This is a genomic window from Alcanivorax sp., from assembly GCF_019431375.1.
GTDB classification, from domain to species: Bacteria; Pseudomonadota; Gammaproteobacteria; order Pseudomonadales; family Alcanivoracaceae; genus Alcanivorax; species Alcanivorax jadensis_A.
Window position 1 is genome coordinate 2,922,514 of sequence record NZ_CP080267.1, and the last position, 20,928, is coordinate 2,943,441.

The following is a 20,928-nucleotide window of genomic DNA, read 5'->3' on the forward strand; positions in this document are numbered from 1 at the left end:
TCTGGTCGGACAGTATCGCGCTATCCATGCCTCACGCCTGCAAAGGCATCCGGTGAGCAGCACATGGCCGCTCACCGGTGTCATGGTCAGGCAATATTGTTGATGCGCGGACCTTCGCGGAACAACTGGTCCAGCTCACCCTGATAGTAGGCTTCCACCCGCGGGTTCATCACGCTTTTCCACAGTGGAGGTACCATGGCCAGCAGCATCATGGCGGAATAACCGGCGGGCAGCTGCGGGCTCTCGTCATAGTGGCGCAGTACCTGGTAACGACGCTTGGCGTAGGCGTGATGGTCGCTGTGGCGTTGCAGCTGGAACAGCACCAGATTGGTCACCAGGAAATTCGAGTTCCAGCTGTGTGCCGGGGTAACCCGCTCATAGCGACCGGTTTGTAGCTGGCGACGATGCAGGCCGTAGTGCTCGATGTAGTTGACGATCTCCAGCGCCAGCGCCGCAAAGAAACTCTGGCCGACAAAGAACAGCACACCCTGCCAGCCCCACAGTACACCGAAGGCCACGGCGAACAGGAAGGAGATGCCGTACCACCAGATCAGCTCGTTATGGATGCTGATGTTATTCTTGCCCTTGCGTTCCAGATACTGCTTTTCCAGTTTCCACGCATTCTTGAAGTTACGCACGAACGCCTTGGGCAGAAAATCATACAGAGACTGGTTATAGCGGCTGGAAGAGGCATCATCCGGGGTGGACACATGCACATGGTGGCCACGCACATGCTCCACCTTGAAGCCGCCGTAGGTCACCGACGACAACAGCAGGCCGCCCATCCAGTTTTCCACTTTCGGGTCCTTGTGAATCAACTCGTGGCCCAGGTTGATGGCAATCATGCCGCCCAGCAAACCAATGGACATGATCCAGCCAAGCATGCCGGCCCAGGAATAGTCATTGCTGACGAACACATGGCCAGCATAGAACAGCAGGCCCAGCCAGGCCACGGCCAGTAGCAGGGGCAGGGCGCGGTAGCTCTTGTCCTGGGACAGTTCGGGAACCTGTTTTTCTTCATCCGGGTTCACCGGGTCCTTGCCGACCAGGTAATCCACTACCGGCACCAGAATGAAGAACACCGCCAGGATCATCCAGGCCCATATATTCTGGGTGCCCTGCTCACGACCCACCAGCGCGGAAAACGGCACCATGGGAAGAAAGAGCATCCAGCAGGCCAGGTAGCCCCACTTTTTCAAACGCAACAAGGTATCGGGATTGATTTTTTCCAACATGATAATGCCTCTCATAATGCTGTGCAGATCACTGCAAGATGACGTTGAAAGAAAAGAAATATTCGATCAGATCACTCGACGGGATTGACGCATTCGGCACGGGACGGATTGCCCTTGCAGCGCACTTTGCGCAGCAGGCTCATCATGTCCTTGTTGTAAACGCCCTGGTTGGCCAGATCGATACGGGCCTGACGAAACATCTCGTCGTAACGGGTGGTTTCCGCATCAGAAATATTGATCCACCACTTTTCATTCACTTCGCCGTCTGCGTTGTTGATGATGCGCATGGCGCGATCAAACTGGCCAGCCAGATACTTGCGGGACTGATCGGCAAAATCCGTGGGAAAAAGATCCTTGCGAAGAATCAACTGTGCGCTCAACTGGCCGAGCACCAGGTCAATAATGCCGCCGTCCGGCTGCATGCCCTTGTACAGTTCCAGGGCGGAATAACCGAAGATGGGTGCGAAGCAGGTATCCACGGAACCGTTGTTGAAACGAGTGGAGAAATTGGTGATATCCGACATCACCGGCGACATGCCCACACGCTTGGCCATATTCGCCTCGGCCACATCGTATTCCAGCACCGCAATGGATTTGCCCGCCAGCTCTTCCACCGTATCGATGCTGTTGTCTTTCACGAACAGATACGCCGCGCCCATGGGCACCAGGCCGCCGAACTCATAGGGGCCGGACACCAGGTGCGGGTTCACCTTGGGGTTACCGCTAGCCAGGATCGACACCACCATGCGCATGGCATCGTAGTCGGGGATGGCACCGATAGAATCCATGCTGCCGGTATAGCTGATGAATTGACGGCCGCGGATGCCAGTAAGCAAAGCGCCATCACATTGCTTCGCTTTCAGATCTTCGGCGGCGATCTTCTCGTCGGTATACGGCTTCAGCTCAATGTCCACGCCCCAGCCGAGAGCGGCGGTCTTGAAGTCCTTCATGATGCCGTAGAAATCGCCGTTGGCACCGACAAGGTCGAACACACAAAGCGTGCGTTTGTTGCTGATGCTGGCATGGGCGCTGTTGGTAACCAGTGACATGGAAATTACGAAAAAAATAATTAATTGTTTTGCATATGGCATGACGCTCTCCCTGGTGAAAGGCAACCCATCAGTAAGGTTTTTTTGTGGTTTGTTGCCTTCCTGTTCGTTTGTAGTACTCGGGGTTCGAACCGTGGAGATCGATGCTAGATATGCGTCCGGTGCTGGGGTAGGTTGTCTGTAGACAGATGGGGGTCATTTTTTGACAATGCGAATTTTCAGGTATTGCCGGTCATGAACCAGCCGATGGAATGGGAACTCTCCATCAACTATCTCCGCCAGGTGGCAGACCAGCTGACCGAGATGGGGATCGACGTTGCCCCCTGGCTGGCGGCCCATGACCTGTCGCTGGCCGATCTTGAGCAAGCCGATGCCAGCGTTCCCTGGGAAGTGGTCCGTGCCCTGTTTCTGGAAGCGGAAGCGATCACCGGAGAGCCGGCCCTGGGCCTGATGGTGGGTGATCGGCTACGCATCAACAATCACGGCATGGTTGGCTATGCGGCCATGAACAGTGGCTCTGTGCGCCAGGTGGTGGAATTGCTGGAGCGTTTCATTCCTCTGCGCATCAACCTAGTCATGGTCAGCCATCAGGTGGAAGGCAACTACCTGAACCTGCAGATCCGGGAATTGCTGCCGCTGGGTGATGTGGGGCCCTTCCTGCTGGGCGCCGTAGTGGTTGCGGTAAAGAACGTGCTCGACTTCATTACCCTGGGCAACTGCCAAGTGGCCCAGGCCAGCTTTACCTTTGCCGAAGCCTTCGACCGGGAGCTGCTGCGGTCCCAGTTCCGCTGTCCGGTACGTTATAACCAGGGCTGGACTGGCCTGTCCTTGCCGCTGGAGGTGGTGGACCAGCCACTGAGAACCGCGGACCCGGCCGCCTTCGAGCATGCGGAAAAGCTCTGCGAGCGGGAATTGCAGAACCTGGTGTCGGATGCCTCTGTGTCGGCTCGGGTGCGCCGGTTAATGCTGGCAAAGCAGGTGAACTTTCCCTCTCTCCCCATTACTGCTCGCATTCTTCACATGACCCCAAGAACCTTGCACCGCCGGTTGCTTGATGAAGGAACCTCGTTTCAGGAAATTCTGGATGAAGTGCGCCAATCACTGGCCTTGGAATATCTGAAAAGCCAGGAGATAACCATTCAGGAATTGGCCTATACATTGGGTTATTGTGACACTGCCAACTTCCGCCGTGCCTTCAAGCGCTGGACCGGTGTGGCGCCGTCGTTTTATCGTAATAACGACGTAGCCAGATAGTAAAAATCGTGACCATGTTGCCGCTCTGATAATAGATTAAATGATGTCTTATATTTCGGCAGGAAAGGTATTCATCCTATAAGCGGTGGAATGATTTCAAGGTTTGCAGCGTAAGTGAATAACAGGAACCTCAATCGCATCCCGCTTCATACTGCGCACCTCCACTTTAAGATCTTTATCGCCCATCTGACAGAAGGATTTTGCTTGAGAAAGGCTTTTAGCCAAGACCGGCGTGCTTTCGGAAGAGATTGCAAGATTCAGAGAGCGTGCCTGATCAATCATTTCATTTGTAACATCATCCGTGTTTGAGTATGGCGGCCGAACTGACGATGAGCAGCCACTGAAAGCTATAATCGACAATATTGATGAAAGAAAGATTCTCATGATTAATTCCGAAATATTTTTTATTATCTAAAGAGCACTCACTTTTTGGGGCTCAACGAAACGAGATGATTCTGACTCGGTCATAATATCCAACCAATCAATAATATCATCCCAGACGTCTTCCTTGTTGCTATCGTGGAGTGCGCAATGAGAGGCATCCTCATAAAAATGCCACTTTTTCATCTCGCTGGATGGCGTTTCTTCAATCAATCTCTTCGCCGCTTTGTGAGAAACCAGGTTATCTTCACCGCCTTGAAGAACAATCATTGGTTTGTCGATCTTGTCAAAATTGCTTCGGATCTCAGCTGACATTTTCTGTAAATTGGTAACGTAGCTTGCCGCAATGGCGGAATGTGTCATGTTGACTTCGTTAGCAACCCACTCTCGAGACCATTCATCAAAGATGGCGCGACGCCACATCCATTTTCCTGTTCTCCCTCCCATGGAGTAGATAGGAGCATTGGGGAACAGGCGACCAATAAGACCTGCATGCCAGGCGAAGCCATTGGCTAACCAGTCAGGCTGGGGGAGAGGGGCTATCTTCAGATTAATCACTACCGGTGGTGCATTGAGTATCAACCCATCGGTGCTGTCGTTGCCACGAATATCCCATTGCAGGGCGACGGCTGCGCCAAGCGATTCTCCCTGGAGATATACTGGAACATCAGGGTAGCGTCGGCGTACCTCTTCATAGGCCAGTGACACATCACCGAGGTAATCGTCCGGAGCGCTGGTATAGCCGGCACGACCAAACCCTTGAGACTGACCCCAGCCTCGCATGTCGAAAGCGAACATGGCGTAGCCATGATCAACAAGGTGATTGGCCCATGGAGCATAGACGCCGGTGTGAGCGGCCGTACCATGGAGGAGAAGGACAATTGCACGAGGTTGGGTCTCGGCAGGTTCCCACCATTGGCCATAGAGTTTCAGGCCATCATGGGTTTCGAGTACTTTTGTATCACTGGCACCAGGGTAAGCCAGATAAAAGTCCGGGGCGGGATTCTTTTGCGGCAGAGACGTGCAACCAATCAGCGCCAACATGGGTGCGACAGTGAACAGTGAGGCTTTTTTCATTATGAATAGTCTTTTTGTTTTTCTGCGTAGTCATGCATTAACGAGGAATAGTCACAAATTCTAGCTCTTGATGTCTAATAATCGAATAGGAATGACTTGCGGTGGCAATATTTGCCGCAATAGGGACACAAAAAGCCGCAACCATGTCATTGTGAGCCAAAGTTGGCATTGTATACTGTGTGAAAACAAGAATATCTCAATGTTTATCGGCCATTCGGAAAAGATTGTGTCGATGGCTACCTGAATACCTTTGAGCGGTGCTTGAAAGCTATGACCGAAGAGACTTTTGTCACCGGAATCGCATTATCTCAATGGGCGCATGGTGCCGCGAGGCTGGGTCTTCCTTCACTTGATATTATGAAGCGGTGCGATCTTGATCCTTTGTGTCTGGGGGATCTGGGAAGAAAAATACCGCTTTCGACGTTTGAAAATTTCATGCTTGAGCTGATTCTGGTTTCCGGGGATGAACTGTTGGGGTTGCACATCGGACAACAGATTATGCCAGCGCTTTATGGCTCGCTATCAATGGTTGTTCTAAGTGCGGACAGCCTTGAGGATGGGTTTAGAATGGCCGCCAGGTACGCGCCTATGGTTGTGGGAAACGCTGGGGGTGTAGAGATCAGAGAAGATGACAATGACAAGCTTTTTATCGGTCTTCTCGCGCACAAAAATGCGGTGGTAAGGCGGCACTGGATCGAATCCGTAGCCGCCTTGATTATCAAGGCCGCAAAATTCATGTTTCCCTCTTTCTCGCCCGAATGCCTCTACTTTGAGCATGCACCAACATCGAAACATATGGAAAAGTCATTGCTTGAATATTTTCGCTGCCCTATTCAATTTGGGGCAAGCTTTAATGGGGCAAGATTTGATGCAAAAAAGATGGCCGGTTATGTGAATGGCTATGGGAAATATAGTATGGAAATAGCAAGCAAGCTGGCCGACCAGCAGCTTGAAGATCAAAAAATACAGCAAACGTTTATCGACAGAATAAAAATTCAAATCCGTGATCTTATCGGTACTACATCACCACGCAGGGAGGTCGTTGCTGAGCGGCTGGGTATTTCGCCAAGAACCCTTGATAGGCGCCTCTCTAGCGCTGGCTATAGCTGGCAAGAGTTGATAGATGCTATCCGCAGCCAGCTTGCGTATGAGTATCTCTCTAAATCCGAAGAAAATATTGCTGATATAGCCCACCGGATTGGTTTTTCTGATGTCAGGGCTTTCCAGCGTCGGTTTCGGAAGTGGAGTGGTGTGTCACCAAACGAATATCGAAAATCCTTTAAGCGTTAGCCTTTCTCCTCCCGCCTTACCTTTTTATCAGAGCCAGGTTTTGCCAGTTTTGCCGCTTCTGTGGCGATATCAACCATGTTCCTATGGTCTAAAAAAAATAACAATTACGGCAGATATACAAATAACAATGAATGGTTACGTAGGCAAAGCCGATGCCGATTTGCAAAAGGGTTGCTTCCTTTTTCCTTGCACTATGCTTTCAGACTTTTGCCACAGCCGGACTTCACCCTCTCTCTGAAGAAGAAATGTCTGATGTCAGCGGTGCGGGTATTTCCGTGGCTCTGGACAATTTCATGTTTTCGATGTCACCGACCAGCTATTTTGAGCAGGTTGGTAGCTCGCCATCAGGAAACTGTTCAGGTTATGGCAGTGTGTCCGGTAACACAAACTGCTGGCGTCGGGGCGACCTGCGTTGGTATGGGCTCAATATCAGTGGCGCGTCCGGCCTTGGGAGTCATTGGGATGGCACTGCCTGCGATGCTGGTTCGTCAGGTTGTCCTCGTGGTGGAAAAATTGAATGGTTCTCTCCATTCGACAACCCTTACACAATGCGGGCATGGTCGCCTGAAGGCATAGACTACAGCGGTGAGACAGTTAACACGGATTCCGCCAATCCGGACAAGTCTATCTATGAATTTCTCGCGCCGACCCGGCAGCCAGATTATACCTTTTCTTTCTGGGGTGAGATTGAGGCTGGCGCTACTCGCAATGCCGCTACCCAGACATTATCTCAGGGAACCGGTGTCGCTAATGGTGGCGGCCTATTAAAAACCCAGACGCTGATCCGTGGCAATGCCGCCGGCAGTGTATTTCGTCTGTTTCAGTTCACGGACCCGGCACGTGAAACTTTCGCGATGTTTTACCACAGCTATCTGCGAGGGGACTTTCGCTTCAGTGTCGCTCAGGAAAACGCTGGTGGTGACACTATTGGTACACCACCCTTTTTTGATCAAGGAGAGGGGCTTCATTTTCGAAATGTAGAGGCCTTCCTTCCGTTGGGACAACTCTATTATCAGGCGTTTGTGCTGGGGCCTGTTGGCACAAATGGCAATTTCTTCCTTGAACTGACACGCATCCCTGATCAGCCAAATGTCTACCAAACGCATTACAGCTTCCTGAATGGCGACAGCCGTGGCTATGAAACGGCGCGCTGGGCCGTGCAGAACTGGAATCAACCCTGCACTGACGCACGTTGCGAACAATATCGCCAGACCCACGGTTATGTTCGTTATGGTGACTGGTACCCAGCTTCAGCAGGCTGGAGTGAACCTGTGGGAGCGACCAGGGAAGCCGTCGACTCAACGGAAGATGGCATTTTCTTCCGAGCATGCGACGCTTGCGGCTCCTTCAATGCCTTCGCGAATCGTGCCGTGACCATCGATAAACGTGGCACTACGGCAAGCATGCACAAGACACAGAATTATAACTGTAATGGCAGTGGAAGCTGTTCAGTCAGTACCACGAACAGAAGCTATGGAACCAGCTATTACACTATTCCGCTGGGGCCGGGGGGGCCGGTTTCCAATCAGGGGGGGGATAACAGCCTCTATTACAGCACCCGGACCGCGAACCTGGGGTCTGCCCGCATTGAAGGCTTAATGATAAATCAGCTTCGTCTTGAAAGTTGTCAGCCGGGGATTTGCTGATGGGAAACCATGTGTTGCTTTTCATGGCTTTGATGGTCTCGTCAAGTTTTAAGGCTAACGCCGATACGCTTAAGCCGATGGACGATAGCGAATTATCAGCGGTTACAGGCCAGGACAGTGTCCAGCTGACACTAAAGTTGCGTAATAACACCGACGAATCCAATAACCCCATTTCGTGCGATGGCCTTCTCAATCCCTGTCGAATGGGCATTGAATTTTCCAGCTATGACGGTGTATGGCTGATGCTCAAGGATTATTACGGCACCATGGAAGTTAATGATATCCGCATAGAAAGTGGATCTTTGAGCGATGCCAATACCGCCTACTTCGATCCGGAACGATTCTTGTCAGTGGATGGTACGGATACCAGTAATGATGCGGATTGCTTGCTGGAGGGTTGCAATCCCGCGGGTTTGGCCGCGTTAAAGTTGTCTTATCCGCTCAACAAGGATGTTGGTGTTTACAACGATTTCAACATCTTCATGAATGTAGGTCGTGTCGCTCTGGAATTCGATTCCCTGGGTACGCCGGGTTACATGCGTGATGCCGCCACAGGAAGTGTGCTGGGCTACCGTTTTTCGGATAGCACGGGTTTAAATGCGCCGGCCAGAATGCGCTTTGATGGAGACGCTTATGTCTTTGGTTTCTAGTCCGTTCAAAGTGGCATTTATTATCGCGAACGTTTTGGTGTCGGGGTTGGCGCTTGGTGCACTTAAGCCTATTAGTGACAATGAATTAGGCGATGTTGTGGCGCAGAGTGGAGGATTGTTTATTTCTGACCATATTGCGCCGAATGAACTCACGGGAGCACCTGGCGACGGGTCAGCTAATTTCGATTTTTATCGAATGGGCCTTGATGTGAAAATGGACATGAATCTGAACATGGCCAAATTCCAGTTAGGCTGTGGGGGGGTCAATGATCTTCTCACCACATCGCCGGCATGTGATATCGATATCGATTATTTGAGTTTCATGGGAATCAACAATGAAGGTGACTTTCCGTCACTGGATGGGCCCGACAGCACCTTCGATTTGATTCGACCCTATATTGAGTTGGCAATAAAGAACGATGACAGTCCTACCCTGCGTGAAGTGGTTGGGCTAAAGATAGGGGGACAGAAGATTAACGGTGCCCTGTCCATCGGGCGTGACTATACGGGTGTGGGAAAGCCGACAGAGGGTTTTGTGGGCCCCGGCCTGGAGAGCAATCTGACCAATCAGGAAACAGGCGCTGCCTGTAATCCCAATGCGACCGTCGGTTCAGGTGTGGTGGGCTGCCATTCAGGGATTAACAGTGTCTCGGGCTTTCTTTCCCTGGAGCTTTCGGCGGCAATGCGTGCCAGGGCTCGCCTGGCCGGCTTTATCAACGCGGATCTGAATACCTGTTTTGGGCGGATGAATCCTTCCCAATACGGCTGTAATCCAAGCACCACTCCTTTTCTGGTTGAGGCGGGGGGGACGCGAATGCAGCAGTTGCATGTGGCGGCTGCGCGACTGGAAGTCGATAATATCGATCTTGGCTGTACGATCTGGAATTTTCTTGTCTGCAGTCCCGCACAATTGGTTGCCAATGCTATCGTTGATGAAGGCTATGGCCAATTGATCGTCGATCTCAAACAGGTGCACTACCTGCTGACCCCGAACACTGAGAATTTTTTCATCTCGTTGCAGCGGGAGAAAGTGGCCTGGCCCAATTACAGCAAGACAACACCACCTGCCAATATTCCTTTCGATATTTGTAATCCCGCCTACGGGCAAACCACATCCCGTTGTGGCAGTGCGTACTCACCGACGGCAAACACCGGATGGTGGTTGAATGCGCCGGGAGCCAAGATTCTGAACATCAACCCGCCAAATCGACTTGACGTTGGTAATTTGAGTCTGGGAGACGTGATTAGCCTGTTGGGCCCAGAGGGCCGGCTGCTGATCGAGACCCCCAAAGTGGATCTGCCAAGGGTTGGCAACTGCCATGGCAGTGCCATGTTCTGTTGAGGGAATGGTGATGCGTCTATATGCAGGCTTATTTTGTCTGGTGTCTTTTTCAGCGCAAGCCATGGAGTCGCTGGATGATGCAAGCCTGTCCGGCATATCTGGCGCCGATGGACTGACGGTGACGCTGGATAGCCCTGCAGGTATCTCAGCGAACCAGCTCCAGTGGATCACTGACGATGCCGGACTCAACAATGGCAGTTGCAGCGGCGGTATTGAGGATCAGCACGCCTGCACCCTTATCAATGACCTGTCACTGGCTGGGGAGGGCGGCCCCCTGAGCATTGAGCAACAGTGGGACGTGGGCTCTGATCTGTCAGGGAACCCCTATCTTGGCCTATATAGCTCATGGGGCTCGGCAGCGACTCCGGTAAAGCTGACACTGGGCGCGATGACATTCAATACCGCTAACTGGAATGCCACGGCTAACTCACTGGGCCAGCTGGCGGTGCTGTCCAATGGCAGTCTGTCGCTGGAAAATCGCGGGGGCCTGTTTAATCAAGGCGGAAACTTCGCCAGTTTTCAGTTGCAAAGCGAAGGGGATCTGATTTATCGCCAAGGCGGAGCGGGTAGCCCGGAATTAAGCCTCGCCAACATGGTGTTCGATTACGGTTTTACCAATGGCGCGGCGGGAGGGCATAACCCGTCAACTGGTACGGTAGGTATTTCCAGTGATGGCCTCAGGTTCGCTAGCCCTTACGCAAATATGAATCTTGGCTTTGATGTAGCGTACAAAGGCAATCCGTCAGATTTTGATCGCGGTAGCCGGAGCCATCTGATCCATATGGGGTGGCTCGGTGGGCTGGTCAACCCAGAGGTTGTGATTGGAGGGGGCGGCTTTAGTTATGGCAGCTACTCATCAGGCGCAAACAGTTACCAGGATTACGATGGCAGTGTAACGGGTACTCGCACGCAGGGCTTGAACTTGCTTTTTCAAAACGACCTGGACTCCGACTTTGCCCTGATTGTGGGTGAAGGCGGCGGTAATCGAACCCATGCCAGTTTTACCCGGTGGAGAAAACTGGGTCCCGGGTCCGGGCCGATGCTGAACTTCCCCCTGATATTTGATGTGGCTCAGGGCGGCAGCGGGCCTCAGGGGCTGTGTGTTGGCGCGGCGACGGCGGGCATTCTAATGAATTGTGCGGCGGCGGGGGGAGAGTGGATTGACAGTGATCCGCCCGGTGACGGGGATGCAGCCTTTGCCGTGCTGTTGCGCGATGCGCACCTCAGGGCTTATCCCACCCAGGTTCAGGTGGTTGACCCGCTGGCGGGAGGTGTTGTGACACCGCTGGATTGGGGGGTTGCCTTTACCTATGGAAAGCTGGACGCGGATATCTTCATAAGGCCCGAAGGGCCGGGTGGAAGTGCCACGGGATTGCAGGCCGATATCTCTTTGGTGGCGCAGTCGCCTGATGCCTGGCGGCGTGCGAACAGTGCAGACCCTGCTGTAAGGAAAACGGCAGGAGCCGGCTGGGAGCGCAATACCCATGTCATGATTATGGATAGTTCAACCAATCAAGGCATCGGGTTTGTCAATGGAGACATTATCTGGACAGCAAGAGATCTTTATCTGCGGGTCACAGATGGAGACAGCGCCTACCCCGGCTTGCCGGGAGGGTTGTGGCTGCAGTCAGACAGTCGCATGAACTATCGTTTCCGGGGCATTTTCGGCGGCGGTGACATGAGTGATCTCAGTTACACCGCGCTGACCAAATTGTCACTGGCGGACATTAATCTCTCTACCGACCAGTTTATTTTCGTCCTGAACCCCCTTGTCGTTGGTGCCAATGGTGATGCCCCGATCGGCTTCAATGGGTTGCTGAATTTCGATGGCAATGCCTTTATGCGGTTCGGTGAAATTTCCAGCCCCCAATCCCAATTCTTCATTGATCAGGTGCAAGGTTCGATTGCATGGCGGGAGGGGAGTGTTTCGCTGGTTTCAGGCCAGAACACCACGAGTGGCAACCCTGAGGTAGCGGTAAAAAATCATATCGATCTTGGCCAGTCTGCCGGCGCCAATTTCGGTGGGGCGGCAGGCAACCCACTGATTGGAAGAGTAGGGTTTGGTACCGAAGATTTTGGCAGATTAGCCTTCCCGGAAGGAGTCTGGCACAGCGAGATCAGGCTTGCCATTCCTCAATGACATGGCGCCAAGAGACATTGGTGGCTGTATTCTTTTATAGCTCAGCTACAAACTTCCAACGAAACACTCTGGGAAATGCATGGTGACCCCAGTCATCATGGGCGAAGAATAATAAGTGAATTTTCAGGAGAGTTCGATGAAGCCTGTTAGCCCAACAGACCTGATATTTCTCCTATTGGAGAGAAGAAATCAGCCAATGCATGTCGGCGGGCTTTTCCTGGCAACTCCCCCCGAAGGGGCCGGTGAGGATTATGTTCAGGAATTGATTCGCAAGGCGATGGAATACAACCAGCCTTCTCCGCCCTTCAATCAGAAGCTGGTTTCCCGTGCGGGCGTGCAGTTCTGGAAGGAAGACGACGAATTCGACCTGGAATCCCATGTCTATCACCTCGCTTTGCCGAAGCCAGGGAGAGTGCGGGAATTGCTGGCGCTGGTATCAAAGCTGCATAGTGCCCTGCTGGACAGGCATAAACCGCTCTGGGAGTTCTACGTCATCGAAGGGGTGGAAGGAGGCCGCATTGCGGTTTACTCCAAAATCCACCATGCGCTAGTAGATGGTGTGTCAGCCATGCGTCTTCTTGAAAGAGGCACAACCCACCGGGCCGAGGATGAAATAGAACCCATATGGGCCCTGCCACGCAAACCAAAAAGCCGCCAGGACGATGTGGAAACCCGGCTGGACCCTGTTCGCCAGATCGTGGAGCAGGCCAATGGCATGCGCAAGATGGCCGGCTCCGCGACCAAGGTCGTATCGGAAGTGGTCGGCGCTATCCGGAAACGGAAGAAAGATGCTGACTATGTGTCCGTATTTCAGGCACCCAAAACAATACTGAATCAGAGAATTTCGGGAAGCCGCCGTTTTGCGGCGCAATCCTGGCCACTGGATCGCATTCGTGCCGCTGGCAAAAAACATGGGGCAACGGTTAACGATATTGTCCTGGCAATGTGCAGCTCTGCCCTACGTCAGTATTTGCAAGATATGAATGCGTTACCTGAAAAGCCCCTTGTCACCATGGTTCCCATGTCGTTGAGAACAGACGATTCGGAGGGTGGGAATCAGGTGGCGGTGATACTGGCTGATCTGGGAACCCATCTGCCGGACCCAAAAGAAAGGCTGGGTTGTATCCAGCGATCTGTACAAAACAGCAAGGATCGGTTTGCAAGAATGAACCAAGCCGAAAGTCTTGCCTACACATCAGCAATGATGACAGTGCATGGGACGAATATGGCATTGGGGGTAAACCCGGCCTGGCAAGCGTTCAATCTGGTTGTCTCCAACGTGCCGGGTGCCAACGGCAAGCGTTACTGGAACGGTGCTGAGATAGAAGGGATTTATCCGGTATCCATCGTCATGGACGGCGTGGCCCTGAATATCACCCTGACAAGCTACGACAAGAATCTTGAGTTCGGATTGATCGGCTGTCAGAGAACCATGCCGCACCTGCAACGGCTGCTTCAATATCTGGAGAACGGTTTGCAGGAAATCGAATAGCCGTTTTCCTTTTGGGCTCCGCCAGGCCTCCTGGCGCGGGAACGGCGTGGCGCGCTGGTTTCTGGTTCGAAGATGGAAACTGACGAAACAGTCAGGCGCGCTTTCTGGCGACAATAAAGACAGACAGGATGTCCGGCTGCCATTCATGGTCGACATCAAAACCGGCCCGCGCCAGCATGGCCAGCAACCCGTCCCTGCCGAAACGACTCACATGGGGTGCCAAACCCAGCGCCTGCATCAGCGGAATCAGCAGGCGCCAGTGCAGCTTCATGTCCGCAGCCAGCACCGTGCTGGAAACAAAAACACCGCCGGGCTTCAGCAGGGAGCTCACCCGGGAAATAGCCGCTTCGGGCTCTTCCACCAGGTGCAGAATATTCAGCCCCAGCACCGCATCAAAACTTTCCGGGGTCAGTGACAGGCTATCCATCGTGCCCTGCTGAAAGCGGATATTATCAATGCCGGCATCAGCAGCTTTGGCTTGCGCTATCTCCAGCATCTTTGCCGACACATCCGTTGCAAGAATGTCCCGGACGTAGGGCGCGTGAAGAATGGCTGTGCTACCGGTACCACAACCGAATTCGAACACGGACCAGTCCGGTTGAAAGTAGTCACGGGTGATCGCCAGCTTCTTCTGGTAGCTCGCTTCATCCTTGACCGGGCTTTTGGCATAACGGGCCGCCGCCTTGTCCCAGAATTGTTGTGCGCTTTTCATCTTTCAGCGTCCTTGCTGTAAATGCGATGCTTCACTGTCTTCCCCGGCTTATACAGGCCGGGAGCCATGAATATCGTAAGCCGTAAACGCCCTCTCCATCAGCCCCAGCCGCTTCGCGGCCTCCCGCCATGGCGCGATATGCGGCGCTACCAGATGGGCATCCAGAGAGGCATTGTCTGGCCACAGCTCGGAAAAGCGAATCAGGCCGGGATCAAACAGATCTTCCGCCACATCGTAGGCAATGCAGTCATCCTGGCTGCGCGTGGCATCGACAAAGGTTTTGAGGTGCGGCCTGACGGCGCCCATGGATTCAGGCGGGAAGCGGAGGGTGCCGAAAACGGCAACGTTTTTTTGCATGGTTATCCCGGGTTCTGACGTTGAGTCTTTCAGGTGCTCGCATGTTCCGTGAGCATTTCCTGCAGGCGACTTTCCAGCGCGGCATGAAAGGCATCGACGGCTTCAGGGTCCTCGTCTGTGCCATTGTCAGGCGGTGACATGGGTGCATTCAGATAGTGAACCAGTTTGGCCGGCCTGGGAATGGGGGTGCCGAACTTGCCAAGGATAACCGGGGCGGCCAGCCTGTAGCGGTTGTACACCCAGTCCGTTACCGGGTTCGATACCACGTGATAAATATCATCCGCTGCCGGGCAGGCGGAGAGAATGACCGGGGCGCCGGTACGCAAGGCCAGCTTTGCAAACCCCTTTCTGTCACTGATATCCAGCTGGTATTTCTGGCTGCTGGGCCGCAGTGCTTCACGCATGCCACCCGGCGCCACCAACACCAGCTCGCCATCGCGCAGCAGGCTCTCCGCATTGTGCTGTGAGCCCTCAACGAAACCGTAGGCTGTGGCCATATCGCGTAATACCGGCACCTTGAAGATATAGCGATCACCCAGCAGCCACACATCCCGCCCCAGTCTGGCCTTGATCGCAGCAGCAAGCAGGCCGCTGTCATAGGTGGCAAGGGAATGGTTCACCACAATCAGGGCCGGGCCGCTGGCCGGGATGTGCTCCAGGCCTTCAACGCGATGCTCGTGATAGCGGGCAGCGCGGTTCATGACGGTGTCTGCGATATTGATGATGTTCATGGTAACGGGCCGGTTTGAGTCTGTTTGTGTGAGAGGCTGGGCTGGCGCCCAGCGCAGCGGGTAAATTGGATTGAGAAACGAATAGAAATTTGATCCGCCTCCCGCTGCTTGTTGCGTGCTTGCTGTCTCACGATAGTGCAAATCTCCGCAAAACCGCAAAGCTAACAAACATCCAAACGACGAATGCTATTAGCAGCGATGAACGTAACACCGTAGGCTTCGCAGTATCAGAGCATACAGAGCAGGCTTCATCTTTTCGTAGCCGGGAGCCACAAGACGAACACAAGCCTGAGTTCACGCGGTAGTTACGCCTGAGCATCAAAAAAAGCCCTGCAGGTAATACCAGAACCCACGGCAGAAGAATTATGTATTGCCAGCTCATATTTACAACCTAGAACACATGGCGCCGCGCTCTGCGGAAAATTTGGAGCGTAGCGGAAATTTTGTTCCGCAGAAGCGCTTTGTTAGCTGTTTCATTCGTGGATGAAATACGCATCTGTTTCACGACCCTTATCCACCATTGGAACTTCAATTGATTCTAGCTTCACAAGTATTTTTTCTAACTTTTTATCTGAAGTTGTACGCTCATACATCTTGTTATAACGGTCTTTAAGCTCTGATCTTGTCACTCTAATCTGGTCAATGCTGAAAAGGTCTTGCTTTCGTAAGAGCTTTGCCAGCTCCAAGCGCTCCTAGAAACTCTTGCAAAAACTCTTTTCTTTTCATGGCTCGCTCGTGCATCTAACAGCGTATTAATTAGAAAGTTCCTTTGAACCCCTGATCGAGTTTTTCAGACACAATAGAAACAAAGTGCTTGATAATCATGAGCTTGTAAAGTGATCCAGGGTTGAGCTACAGCCTTTCCGCTGAAAACAAAAAAGCCCGCACTCAGCGGGCTTCATGTTGGTATCAGGCAGCTTGCGGGTTCTCGTGCATCCGGTTGGCCCGTCGGAACGTACCCAGATCATTAAACCTCACCCCATTCTCCTTCAACACCACATGGGCCCGCTTGGCGGTCATCTGCCGTACGTAGAAGGGGTCGCGGACCACGAAGTGGTGGATGGCGTGGGTGCTGCCGAAGTTGAAGCAGAAGGCTTGCAGGGGCCACAGCCACCAGACGTTGAGCACCTGGCATTGTTCGGTGATCTTGCCCGGTTCGTTGTCGCCGTAGTAGTGCATGTTGGACGAGATGAAGTGCAGGCAGAAGGTGCGCAGCATGTTGGGGGCGATCAGCACTACCACCAGCGGGGTGATCCAGCTGAACTGGGCGGTAACCACTTCCGGCCACGGGATGCTGCTGCCGGCCAGCCAGGCGGCGCCGTTGAGCAGGTGATAAAGCACGAAGAAGTGCCAGATGGCGTGGACGATAACGCCCAGCGGGTTGTAGCTGACCAGGCCGATCAGGCGAAAGTTCTTCAGATCTTTACGGTCGATAACGCCACGGCGGTACAGCTTGGCCGGTTCGGTCAGGTATTTCACCGCACGCAGGTACACGGCCAGCATGTTGTCGCCCACCATGATCAGGCGCTTGACGCCCCACTTTTCGCCGTTGGTGATGCCGCGCTCTTCCAGGTCGGTTTCGCTGCCGGAGTGCAACACATGGGCCCGCTTGGCGGTCATCTGCCGTACGTAGAAGGGGTCGCGGACCACGAAGTGGTGGATGGCGTGGGTGCTGCCGAAGTTGAAGCAGAAGGCCTGCAGAGGCCACAGCCACCAGACGTTGAGTACCTGACATTGCTCGGTGATCTTGCCCGGTTCGTTGTCGCCGTAGTAATGCATGTTGGACGAGATGAAGTGCAGGCAGAAGGTACGCAGCATGTTGGGGGCGATCAGCACCACTACCAGCGGGGTGATCCAGCTGAACTGGGCGGTGACCACTTCCGGCCACGGGATGCTGCTGCCGGCCAGCCAGGCGGCGCCGTTGAGCAGGTGGTAGAGCACGAAGAAGTGCCAGATGGCGTGGACGATCACGCCCAGGGGGTTGTAGCTGACCAGGCCGATCAGGCGGAAGTTCTTCAGGTCTTTGCGGGTGATGACGCCACGGCGGTAGAGCTTCAGGGGTTCGGTCAGGTATTTCACCGCACGCAGGTACACGGCCAGCATGTTGTCGCCCACCATGATCAGGCGCTTGAGGCCCCACTTTTCCCCGTTGGTGATACCGCGCTCTTCCAGATCGGTTTCGCTGCCGGAGTGCTTGTGGTGATGGAAATGCAGGTGGCGGCGTACCCAGGGGTTGATGGTGGTGGGGCGCCACAGGTAGACGCCGAGCATCATCAGATGATGCACGACCTTGTTGTTCTTGAAGTACATCCAGTGGATCAGGTCGTGCTCCAATTCGTGGAGCAGCGAGGTCCAGAAGGCGGTAAGGACAATGACCAGCCAGGCGGGCATGATACCTTGCAGGTACAGCACCGCGTTGAGGGTGCAGCCGGCAATGGCCACGGCGAAGATGGTGAAGCCGATGGCGTTCTGGTGCTTGAGCCAGCCGTGCCGTTGCCGTATATCATCACTGATCGCGATGATCTCGCGTTGAATTGTCTTGTCTGTTGCGGACTTGCCGCGGGCAGGTGCTGTTGCCATGGGAAACCTCCATTTCTCGATGGCGACTACTTTAGGCAGGGCCGACAAGGAAAACTCGCCCTTGCCCGCCAATCGTTTGACCGGGGACGCCAATGAAAGAAGAAAAACAGGCGGTAGCCTTGCTGATGGCGCCATTGCTGCACCTGCTCCACGAGCGGGGCCTGGACGGCGAGGCCATCCTGCGCCGCCACGGGCTGGACCCGCAGATGGTGCGGGACCCGGAGGCCCGGCTGGGGGCGGCGGTGTCCACGGCCCTGCTGGATGATTGCCTGGCCCAGCTGGGCGACCCGGCCATGGGCATCGAGATTGCCCGCCATGCCCAGTACAACACCTTCGGGGCTCTGGGGTTGGCAGTGGCGGCGGGGGGCGACCTGTACAGTGTGCTCAACCGCATTACCCGTTTTCATCGCCTGATCAGCGACCTGGTGCGCACCGAGCTGACCGTGGATGACGCCACCGTGGCCCTGCAGTTTTCCTCCAACACCGATCACCAGCCCCACCCCCAGGCCATCGTGTTTGTCATGGCCACTATCGTGCGCTTGCTGCGTATCCGCATTCACCGGGACCACAACCCGGTGGCGGTGTCCGCCCCGGACTGGATCGAGCCGGGCCTGCGCCAGGCCATGGGGCGCTATTTCCGTTGCCCGGTAACGGAGTCAGATCACTATGCGCTGGCGTTCGACAAGGCCAACGCCCAGCAGATGCTGGCCGCCAGCGATACCCAGCTCGCCGCCATGCTGGATGCCACCCTGGCCCAGCGCCTGGCGGACTCGGAGCGGGGCTCGCTGGCCAGCAAGCTGACACTGTGGATCGAACAACGCCTGCCCGACGGCGAGCCGTCCCTGACGGAGGCGGCGGCGGAATGCTGCATGAGCTCACGCAGCCTGCAGCGGCGGCTGGCTGATGAGGGGTTGAGCTGGAAGCAGCTGGTGGAAGACACCCGCAAGATGCTGGTGGAGCGCCACCTGCGCACACCGGGGATGACGGTGACGCAGATGGCCTTTCTGCTGGGGTTTTCTGAAGTGAGTGCGTTTTCCCGGGCGTTCAAGAAATGGTTCGGGGTGTCGCCGAGTCAGTTTCGGTGATGCGGCTCGTCATCGCCGATTTGGAGGCGCGTGCCTGCAAGCGATAAACGCCGGATTCGCCATGCAAGCATAGCTCCAACAGCGAGTCACGCCTTGCCGGTGCGCTCGCGGTGGGGGCAGCCGGGCCAGCAGCAGGGGCGGCGTTTGCCGGCGGTGAGGTTTTCCCGGGCGCGGGTGATGCGTCCCTGACGGGTGGCCTCTTTTTTGGCATCTTCAATCCAGCAGATCCATTCGTTGCGGGCCAATGGGGTGATGTCTTCCCATTGCGCCAGCATGGCGCTGTCCGCCTGGAGGGTTTGGCGAAGGTCGTCGGGCAGTGGATGAACCACGCCGCCGCTGATGGTTTGCGTTGCCATGATCCGGCTTCCCTGTGAGATCAACGCACCGACAATAACAAAAGGCGGTGGTCGGCCTCTATGACGTGAGTCTCCTGAAGGGCTGTGCGTCTTCCAGTTCGAAGGCCAGGGCCAGCAGCAGGGCGTCTTCACCGTTGGCGGCGGACAGCTGGACGCCGATGGGCAGGCCATCGTCGGTCTGGCCCAGGGGCAGGGAGATGCCGGGGCCGCCAGAGGCGTTGTTGGCGGGGGTGAAGGTGGTGTAGCGCAGCAGCCGTTCCAGTTGGGTGTCGAAGGGCAGGTCGGCGCCCAGGTAGCCGATTTCCGGGGTGGTGTGGGCCAGTACCGGGCTGAGGATCACGTCGTATTGTTCAAAGGTGTCGGCGTAGCGTTGCCGGGCCAGGCGTAGCTGGCGGAGCATGCCCGGGGTTTTCAGGAAACGTTGTTGGTAATACTCGGCCAGGCCGCGGGTGAGCGGGTCCAGTTGCTTGGCATCGAAGCCTTGCGGGAACAGGGCCTTGCCGCCCTTGCTGACCAGAAAGCCGAGCATGGCCCAGTAGAGCAAAAAGTCTTCCACGAACCGGGCCGGCAGATCGATGCGGGCCTCTTCCACGGTGTGGCCCAGGCTTTCCAGCAGGCGGGCAGTGTCCTGCACGGCGCGGCGGGTCTGCGGGCAGGTGGCATCGCCGGTGACGGAGTCGATCATCATGCCCACGCGCAGCCGTTGCTTGCCCGGGCCAGTGACCTGGCCGATGGGTTTGAGTTTGCGGTTGCGGTAGTAGCGTTCCGCTTCCATGAAGAAGTGGGCTGTGTCGCGGACGCTGCGGGTGAGCACCCCATCGTTGACGATATTCACCGGCAGCACCTTGGCGGCGTCCTGGTCGATCAGGCGGCCGCGGGTGCCTTTCAGGCCCACCAGGCCGCAGCAGGCGGCGGGGATGCGGATGGAGCCACCGCCGTCGTTGCCATGGGCGATGGGCACGGCGCCGGCGGCCACCAGGGCAGCGCTGCCCCCGGAGGATCCGCCGGCGGAGTAGTCGGTGTGCCAGGGGTTGCGAGTGGCGGGCACGCCGGCCTGTTCGGTACTGGCGGTGAAGCCGAAGGCGGGCAGGGTGCTTTTGCCCAGCAGGTTGAAGCCCTGGGCCAGGTACTGCTTGGCGATGCCGCTGGTTTTCTTCAGTGGCGCCTGGCCCAGGGCGCGACTGCCGTGGCCGGTGGGCAGGCCACGCAGGTCCAGGTTGTCCTTGATCAGGCTGGGTACGCCGGCGAAGAAGCCGTTGAAGCGTTTGCTGTCGGCACGCTGGCGGGCGGCCTCAAAGGTGTCCACGGTGAGTCCCTGCAGGGTGGGTTCCACCCGTTGCAGCCGTGCGATAGCCGCCTCGGTGACTTCCCGGGTGCTGACCTGGCCCTGGCGCAGCCGCTCGGCCAGTTCGGTGGCGTCGTCGTGCCCGAGGGCGTCGTCACTGAAGGCGTGGAGGTGTTTGCTGGCCATGGGGCTCTCCCGGCTAAAAAAGATGCACGATCGTACCATTATTGGTTGGTGCGAGTGGGCCAATTGTTTTGCCTGGTGCT

The 20,928-nt window shown here is 55.3% G+C and carries 19 protein-coding genes; 8 read left to right on the plus strand and 11 right to left on the minus strand.

Going from position 1 to position 20,928, the window contains the following annotated elements; translation table 11 throughout:
* Positions 1-86: 86 nt before the first annotated feature.
* Together KZ772_RS13685 and KZ772_RS13690 are read right to left on the minus strand one after the other, a co-directional pair.
* The gene (locus KZ772_RS13685; RefSeq protein WP_290537084.1) at positions 87-1,235 is read right to left on the minus strand and encodes an alkane 1-monooxygenase; all 1,149 of its coding nucleotides are present in this window, start codon (positions 1,233-1,235) and stop codon (positions 87-89) included.
* Positions 1,236-1,306: 71 nt separating this feature from the next.
* Complete coding sequence (locus KZ772_RS13690) at positions 1,307-2,326, minus strand: putative solute-binding protein (RefSeq protein WP_290537085.1); 1,020 nt, start codon at positions 2,324-2,326, stop codon at positions 1,307-1,309.
* A gap of 192 nt (positions 2,327-2,518) precedes the next feature.
* Between KZ772_RS13690 and KZ772_RS13695 the strand changes: the two genes are divergently transcribed.
* Positions 2,519-3,538: an AraC family transcriptional regulator gene (locus KZ772_RS13695; RefSeq protein ID WP_290537086.1), complete on the plus strand. Its 1,020-nt coding sequence runs from the start codon at positions 2,519-2,521 to the stop codon at positions 3,536-3,538.
* A 96-nt stretch (positions 3,539-3,634) separates the two neighbouring features.
* On the opposite strand, the gene KZ772_RS13700 is transcribed toward KZ772_RS13695, so the two are convergent.
* Positions 3,635-3,922 carry a hypothetical protein gene (locus tag KZ772_RS13700; RefSeq protein ID WP_290537087.1) on the minus strand — a complete coding sequence of 96 codons (288 nt, stop codon included), beginning with the start codon at positions 3,920-3,922 and terminating at the stop codon, positions 3,635-3,637.
* A 27-nt stretch (positions 3,923-3,949) separates the two neighbouring features.
* On the minus strand, positions 3,950-4,996 hold the full coding sequence (locus tag KZ772_RS13705) for an alpha/beta fold hydrolase (RefSeq protein WP_290537088.1): 1,047 nt from the start codon (positions 4,994-4,996) through the stop codon (positions 3,950-3,952).
* A 270-nt stretch (positions 4,997-5,266) separates the two neighbouring features.
* Between KZ772_RS13705 and KZ772_RS13710 the strand changes: the two genes are divergently transcribed.
* The 6 genes from KZ772_RS13710 (at position 5,267) to KZ772_RS13735 (ending at position 13,556) form a co-directional block, all read left to right on the plus strand.
* Positions 5,267-6,286, plus strand: coding sequence for an AraC family transcriptional regulator (locus KZ772_RS13710; protein WP_290537089.1), 1,020 nt, complete (start codon positions 5,267-5,269; stop codon positions 6,284-6,286).
* A 245-nt stretch (positions 6,287-6,531) separates the two neighbouring features.
* Positions 6,532-7,932, plus strand: a complete 1,401-nt coding sequence (locus KZ772_RS13715) for a hypothetical protein (RefSeq protein WP_290537090.1) — start codon at positions 6,532-6,534, stop codon at positions 7,930-7,932.
* Complete coding sequence (locus KZ772_RS13720; protein WP_290537091.1) at positions 7,932-8,582, plus strand: DUF6160 family protein; 651 nt, start codon at positions 7,932-7,934, stop codon at positions 8,580-8,582. Before KZ772_RS13715 ends, KZ772_RS13720 begins: the two co-directional genes overlap by 1 nt.
* Positions 8,566-9,924: a hypothetical protein gene (locus tag KZ772_RS13725; RefSeq protein ID WP_290537092.1), complete on the plus strand. Its 1,359-nt coding sequence runs from the start codon at positions 8,566-8,568 to the stop codon at positions 9,922-9,924. Before KZ772_RS13720 ends, KZ772_RS13725 begins: the two co-directional genes overlap by 17 nt.
* Before the next feature lie 10 nt (positions 9,925-9,934).
* Complete coding sequence (locus tag KZ772_RS13730) at positions 9,935-12,064, plus strand: hypothetical protein (RefSeq protein ID WP_290537093.1); 2,130 nt, start codon at positions 9,935-9,937, stop codon at positions 12,062-12,064.
* A gap of 136 nt (positions 12,065-12,200) precedes the next feature.
* Positions 12,201-13,556, plus strand: a complete 1,356-nt coding sequence (locus KZ772_RS13735; RefSeq protein ID WP_290537094.1) for a wax ester/triacylglycerol synthase family O-acyltransferase — start codon at positions 12,201-12,203, stop codon at positions 13,554-13,556.
* Between the two features lie 91 nt (positions 13,557-13,647).
* Here KZ772_RS13735 and KZ772_RS13740 read toward each other — a convergent pair whose 3' ends face one another.
* From KZ772_RS13740 to KZ772_RS13760, 5 genes are all read right to left on the minus strand, one after another.
* Positions 13,648-14,268 (minus strand): class I SAM-dependent methyltransferase, encoded by a 621-nt coding sequence (locus tag KZ772_RS13740; protein ID WP_290537095.1) that lies wholly within the window; start codon positions 14,266-14,268, stop codon positions 13,648-13,650.
* Between the two features lie 48 nt (positions 14,269-14,316).
* Entirely contained in the window at positions 14,317-14,625 is a 309-nt protein-coding gene (locus KZ772_RS13745; RefSeq protein ID WP_290537096.1) for a putative quinol monooxygenase, read from the minus strand.
* 29 nt (positions 14,626-14,654) lie between these two features.
* Entirely contained in the window at positions 14,655-15,356 is a 702-nt protein-coding gene (locus KZ772_RS13750; RefSeq protein ID WP_290537097.1) for a lysophospholipid acyltransferase family protein, read from the minus strand.
* Positions 15,357-15,829: 473 nt separating this feature from the next.
* A complete protein-coding gene (locus KZ772_RS13755) occupies positions 15,830-16,042 on the minus strand; it encodes a hypothetical protein (protein ID WP_290537098.1) in 213 nt (70 codons plus the stop codon).
* A gap of 223 nt (positions 16,043-16,265) precedes the next feature.
* The gene (locus KZ772_RS13760) at positions 16,266-17,936 is read right to left on the minus strand and encodes a fatty acid desaturase (RefSeq protein WP_290537099.1); all 1,671 of its coding nucleotides are present in this window, start codon (positions 17,934-17,936) and stop codon (positions 16,266-16,268) included.
* Between the two features lie 92 nt (positions 17,937-18,028).
* Between KZ772_RS13760 and KZ772_RS13765 the strand changes: the two genes are divergently transcribed.
* Positions 18,029-19,021 carry an AraC family transcriptional regulator gene (locus KZ772_RS13765; protein WP_290537100.1) on the plus strand — a complete coding sequence of 331 codons (993 nt, stop codon included), beginning with the start codon at positions 18,029-18,031 and terminating at the stop codon, positions 19,019-19,021.
* Positions 19,022-19,107: 86 nt separating this feature from the next.
* Here the strand turns inward: KZ772_RS13765 and KZ772_RS13770 are convergent, their stop codons facing one another.
* The gene (locus KZ772_RS13770) at positions 19,108-19,377 is read right to left on the minus strand and encodes a YdeI/OmpD-associated family protein (RefSeq protein WP_290537101.1); all 270 of its coding nucleotides are present in this window, start codon (positions 19,375-19,377) and stop codon (positions 19,108-19,110) included.
* A 58-nt stretch (positions 19,378-19,435) separates the two neighbouring features.
* Positions 19,436-20,848 (minus strand): amidase, encoded by a 1,413-nt coding sequence (locus KZ772_RS13775; protein ID WP_290537102.1) that lies wholly within the window; start codon positions 20,846-20,848, stop codon positions 19,436-19,438.
* Positions 20,849-20,928: the final 80 nt, after the last annotated feature.

Excerpts from the sequence above, each read along its gene's own strand:
- KZ772_RS13685 (WP_290537084.1), bottom strand. The coding sequence starts at position 1,235 with ATGTTGGAAAAAATCAATCCCGATACCTTGTTGCGTTTGAAAAAGTGG.
- KZ772_RS13690 (WP_290537085.1), bottom strand. The coding sequence starts at position 2,326 with ATGCCATATGCAAAACAATTAATTATTTTTTTCGTAATTTCCATGTCA.
- KZ772_RS13695 (WP_290537086.1), top strand. The coding sequence starts at position 2,519 with ATGAACCAGCCGATGGAATGGGAACTCTCCATCAACTATCTCCGCCAG.
- KZ772_RS13700 (WP_290537087.1), bottom strand. The coding sequence starts at position 3,922 with ATGAGAATCTTTCTTTCATCAATATTGTCGATTATAGCTTTCAGTGGC.
- KZ772_RS13705 (WP_290537088.1), bottom strand. The coding sequence starts at position 4,996 with ATGAAAAAAGCCTCACTGTTCACTGTCGCACCCATGTTGGCGCTGATT.
- KZ772_RS13710 (WP_290537089.1), top strand. The coding sequence starts at position 5,267 with ATGACCGAAGAGACTTTTGTCACCGGAATCGCATTATCTCAATGGGCG.
- KZ772_RS13715 (WP_290537090.1), top strand. The coding sequence starts at position 6,532 with ATGTCTGATGTCAGCGGTGCGGGTATTTCCGTGGCTCTGGACAATTTC.
- KZ772_RS13720 (WP_290537091.1), top strand. The coding sequence starts at position 7,932 with ATGGGAAACCATGTGTTGCTTTTCATGGCTTTGATGGTCTCGTCAAGT.
- KZ772_RS13725 (WP_290537092.1), top strand. The coding sequence starts at position 8,566 with ATGTCTTTGGTTTCTAGTCCGTTCAAAGTGGCATTTATTATCGCGAAC.
- KZ772_RS13730 (WP_290537093.1), top strand. The coding sequence starts at position 9,935 with ATGCGTCTATATGCAGGCTTATTTTGTCTGGTGTCTTTTTCAGCGCAA.
- KZ772_RS13735 (WP_290537094.1), top strand. The coding sequence starts at position 12,201 with ATGAAGCCTGTTAGCCCAACAGACCTGATATTTCTCCTATTGGAGAGA.
- KZ772_RS13740 (WP_290537095.1), bottom strand. The coding sequence starts at position 14,268 with ATGAAAAGCGCACAACAATTCTGGGACAAGGCGGCGGCCCGTTATGCC.
- KZ772_RS13745 (WP_290537096.1), bottom strand. The coding sequence starts at position 14,625 with ATGCAAAAAAACGTTGCCGTTTTCGGCACCCTCCGCTTCCCGCCTGAA.
- KZ772_RS13750 (WP_290537097.1), bottom strand. The coding sequence starts at position 15,356 with ATGAACATCATCAATATCGCAGACACCGTCATGAACCGCGCTGCCCGC.
- KZ772_RS13760 (WP_290537099.1), bottom strand. The coding sequence starts at position 17,936 with ATGGCAACAGCACCTGCCCGCGGCAAGTCCGCAACAGACAAGACAATT.
- KZ772_RS13765 (WP_290537100.1), top strand. The coding sequence starts at position 18,029 with ATGAAAGAAGAAAAACAGGCGGTAGCCTTGCTGATGGCGCCATTGCTG.
- KZ772_RS13770 (WP_290537101.1), bottom strand. The coding sequence starts at position 19,377 with ATGGCAACGCAAACCATCAGCGGCGGCGTGGTTCATCCACTGCCCGAC.
- KZ772_RS13775 (WP_290537102.1), bottom strand. The coding sequence starts at position 20,848 with ATGGCCAGCAAACACCTCCACGCCTTCAGTGACGACGCCCTCGGGCAC.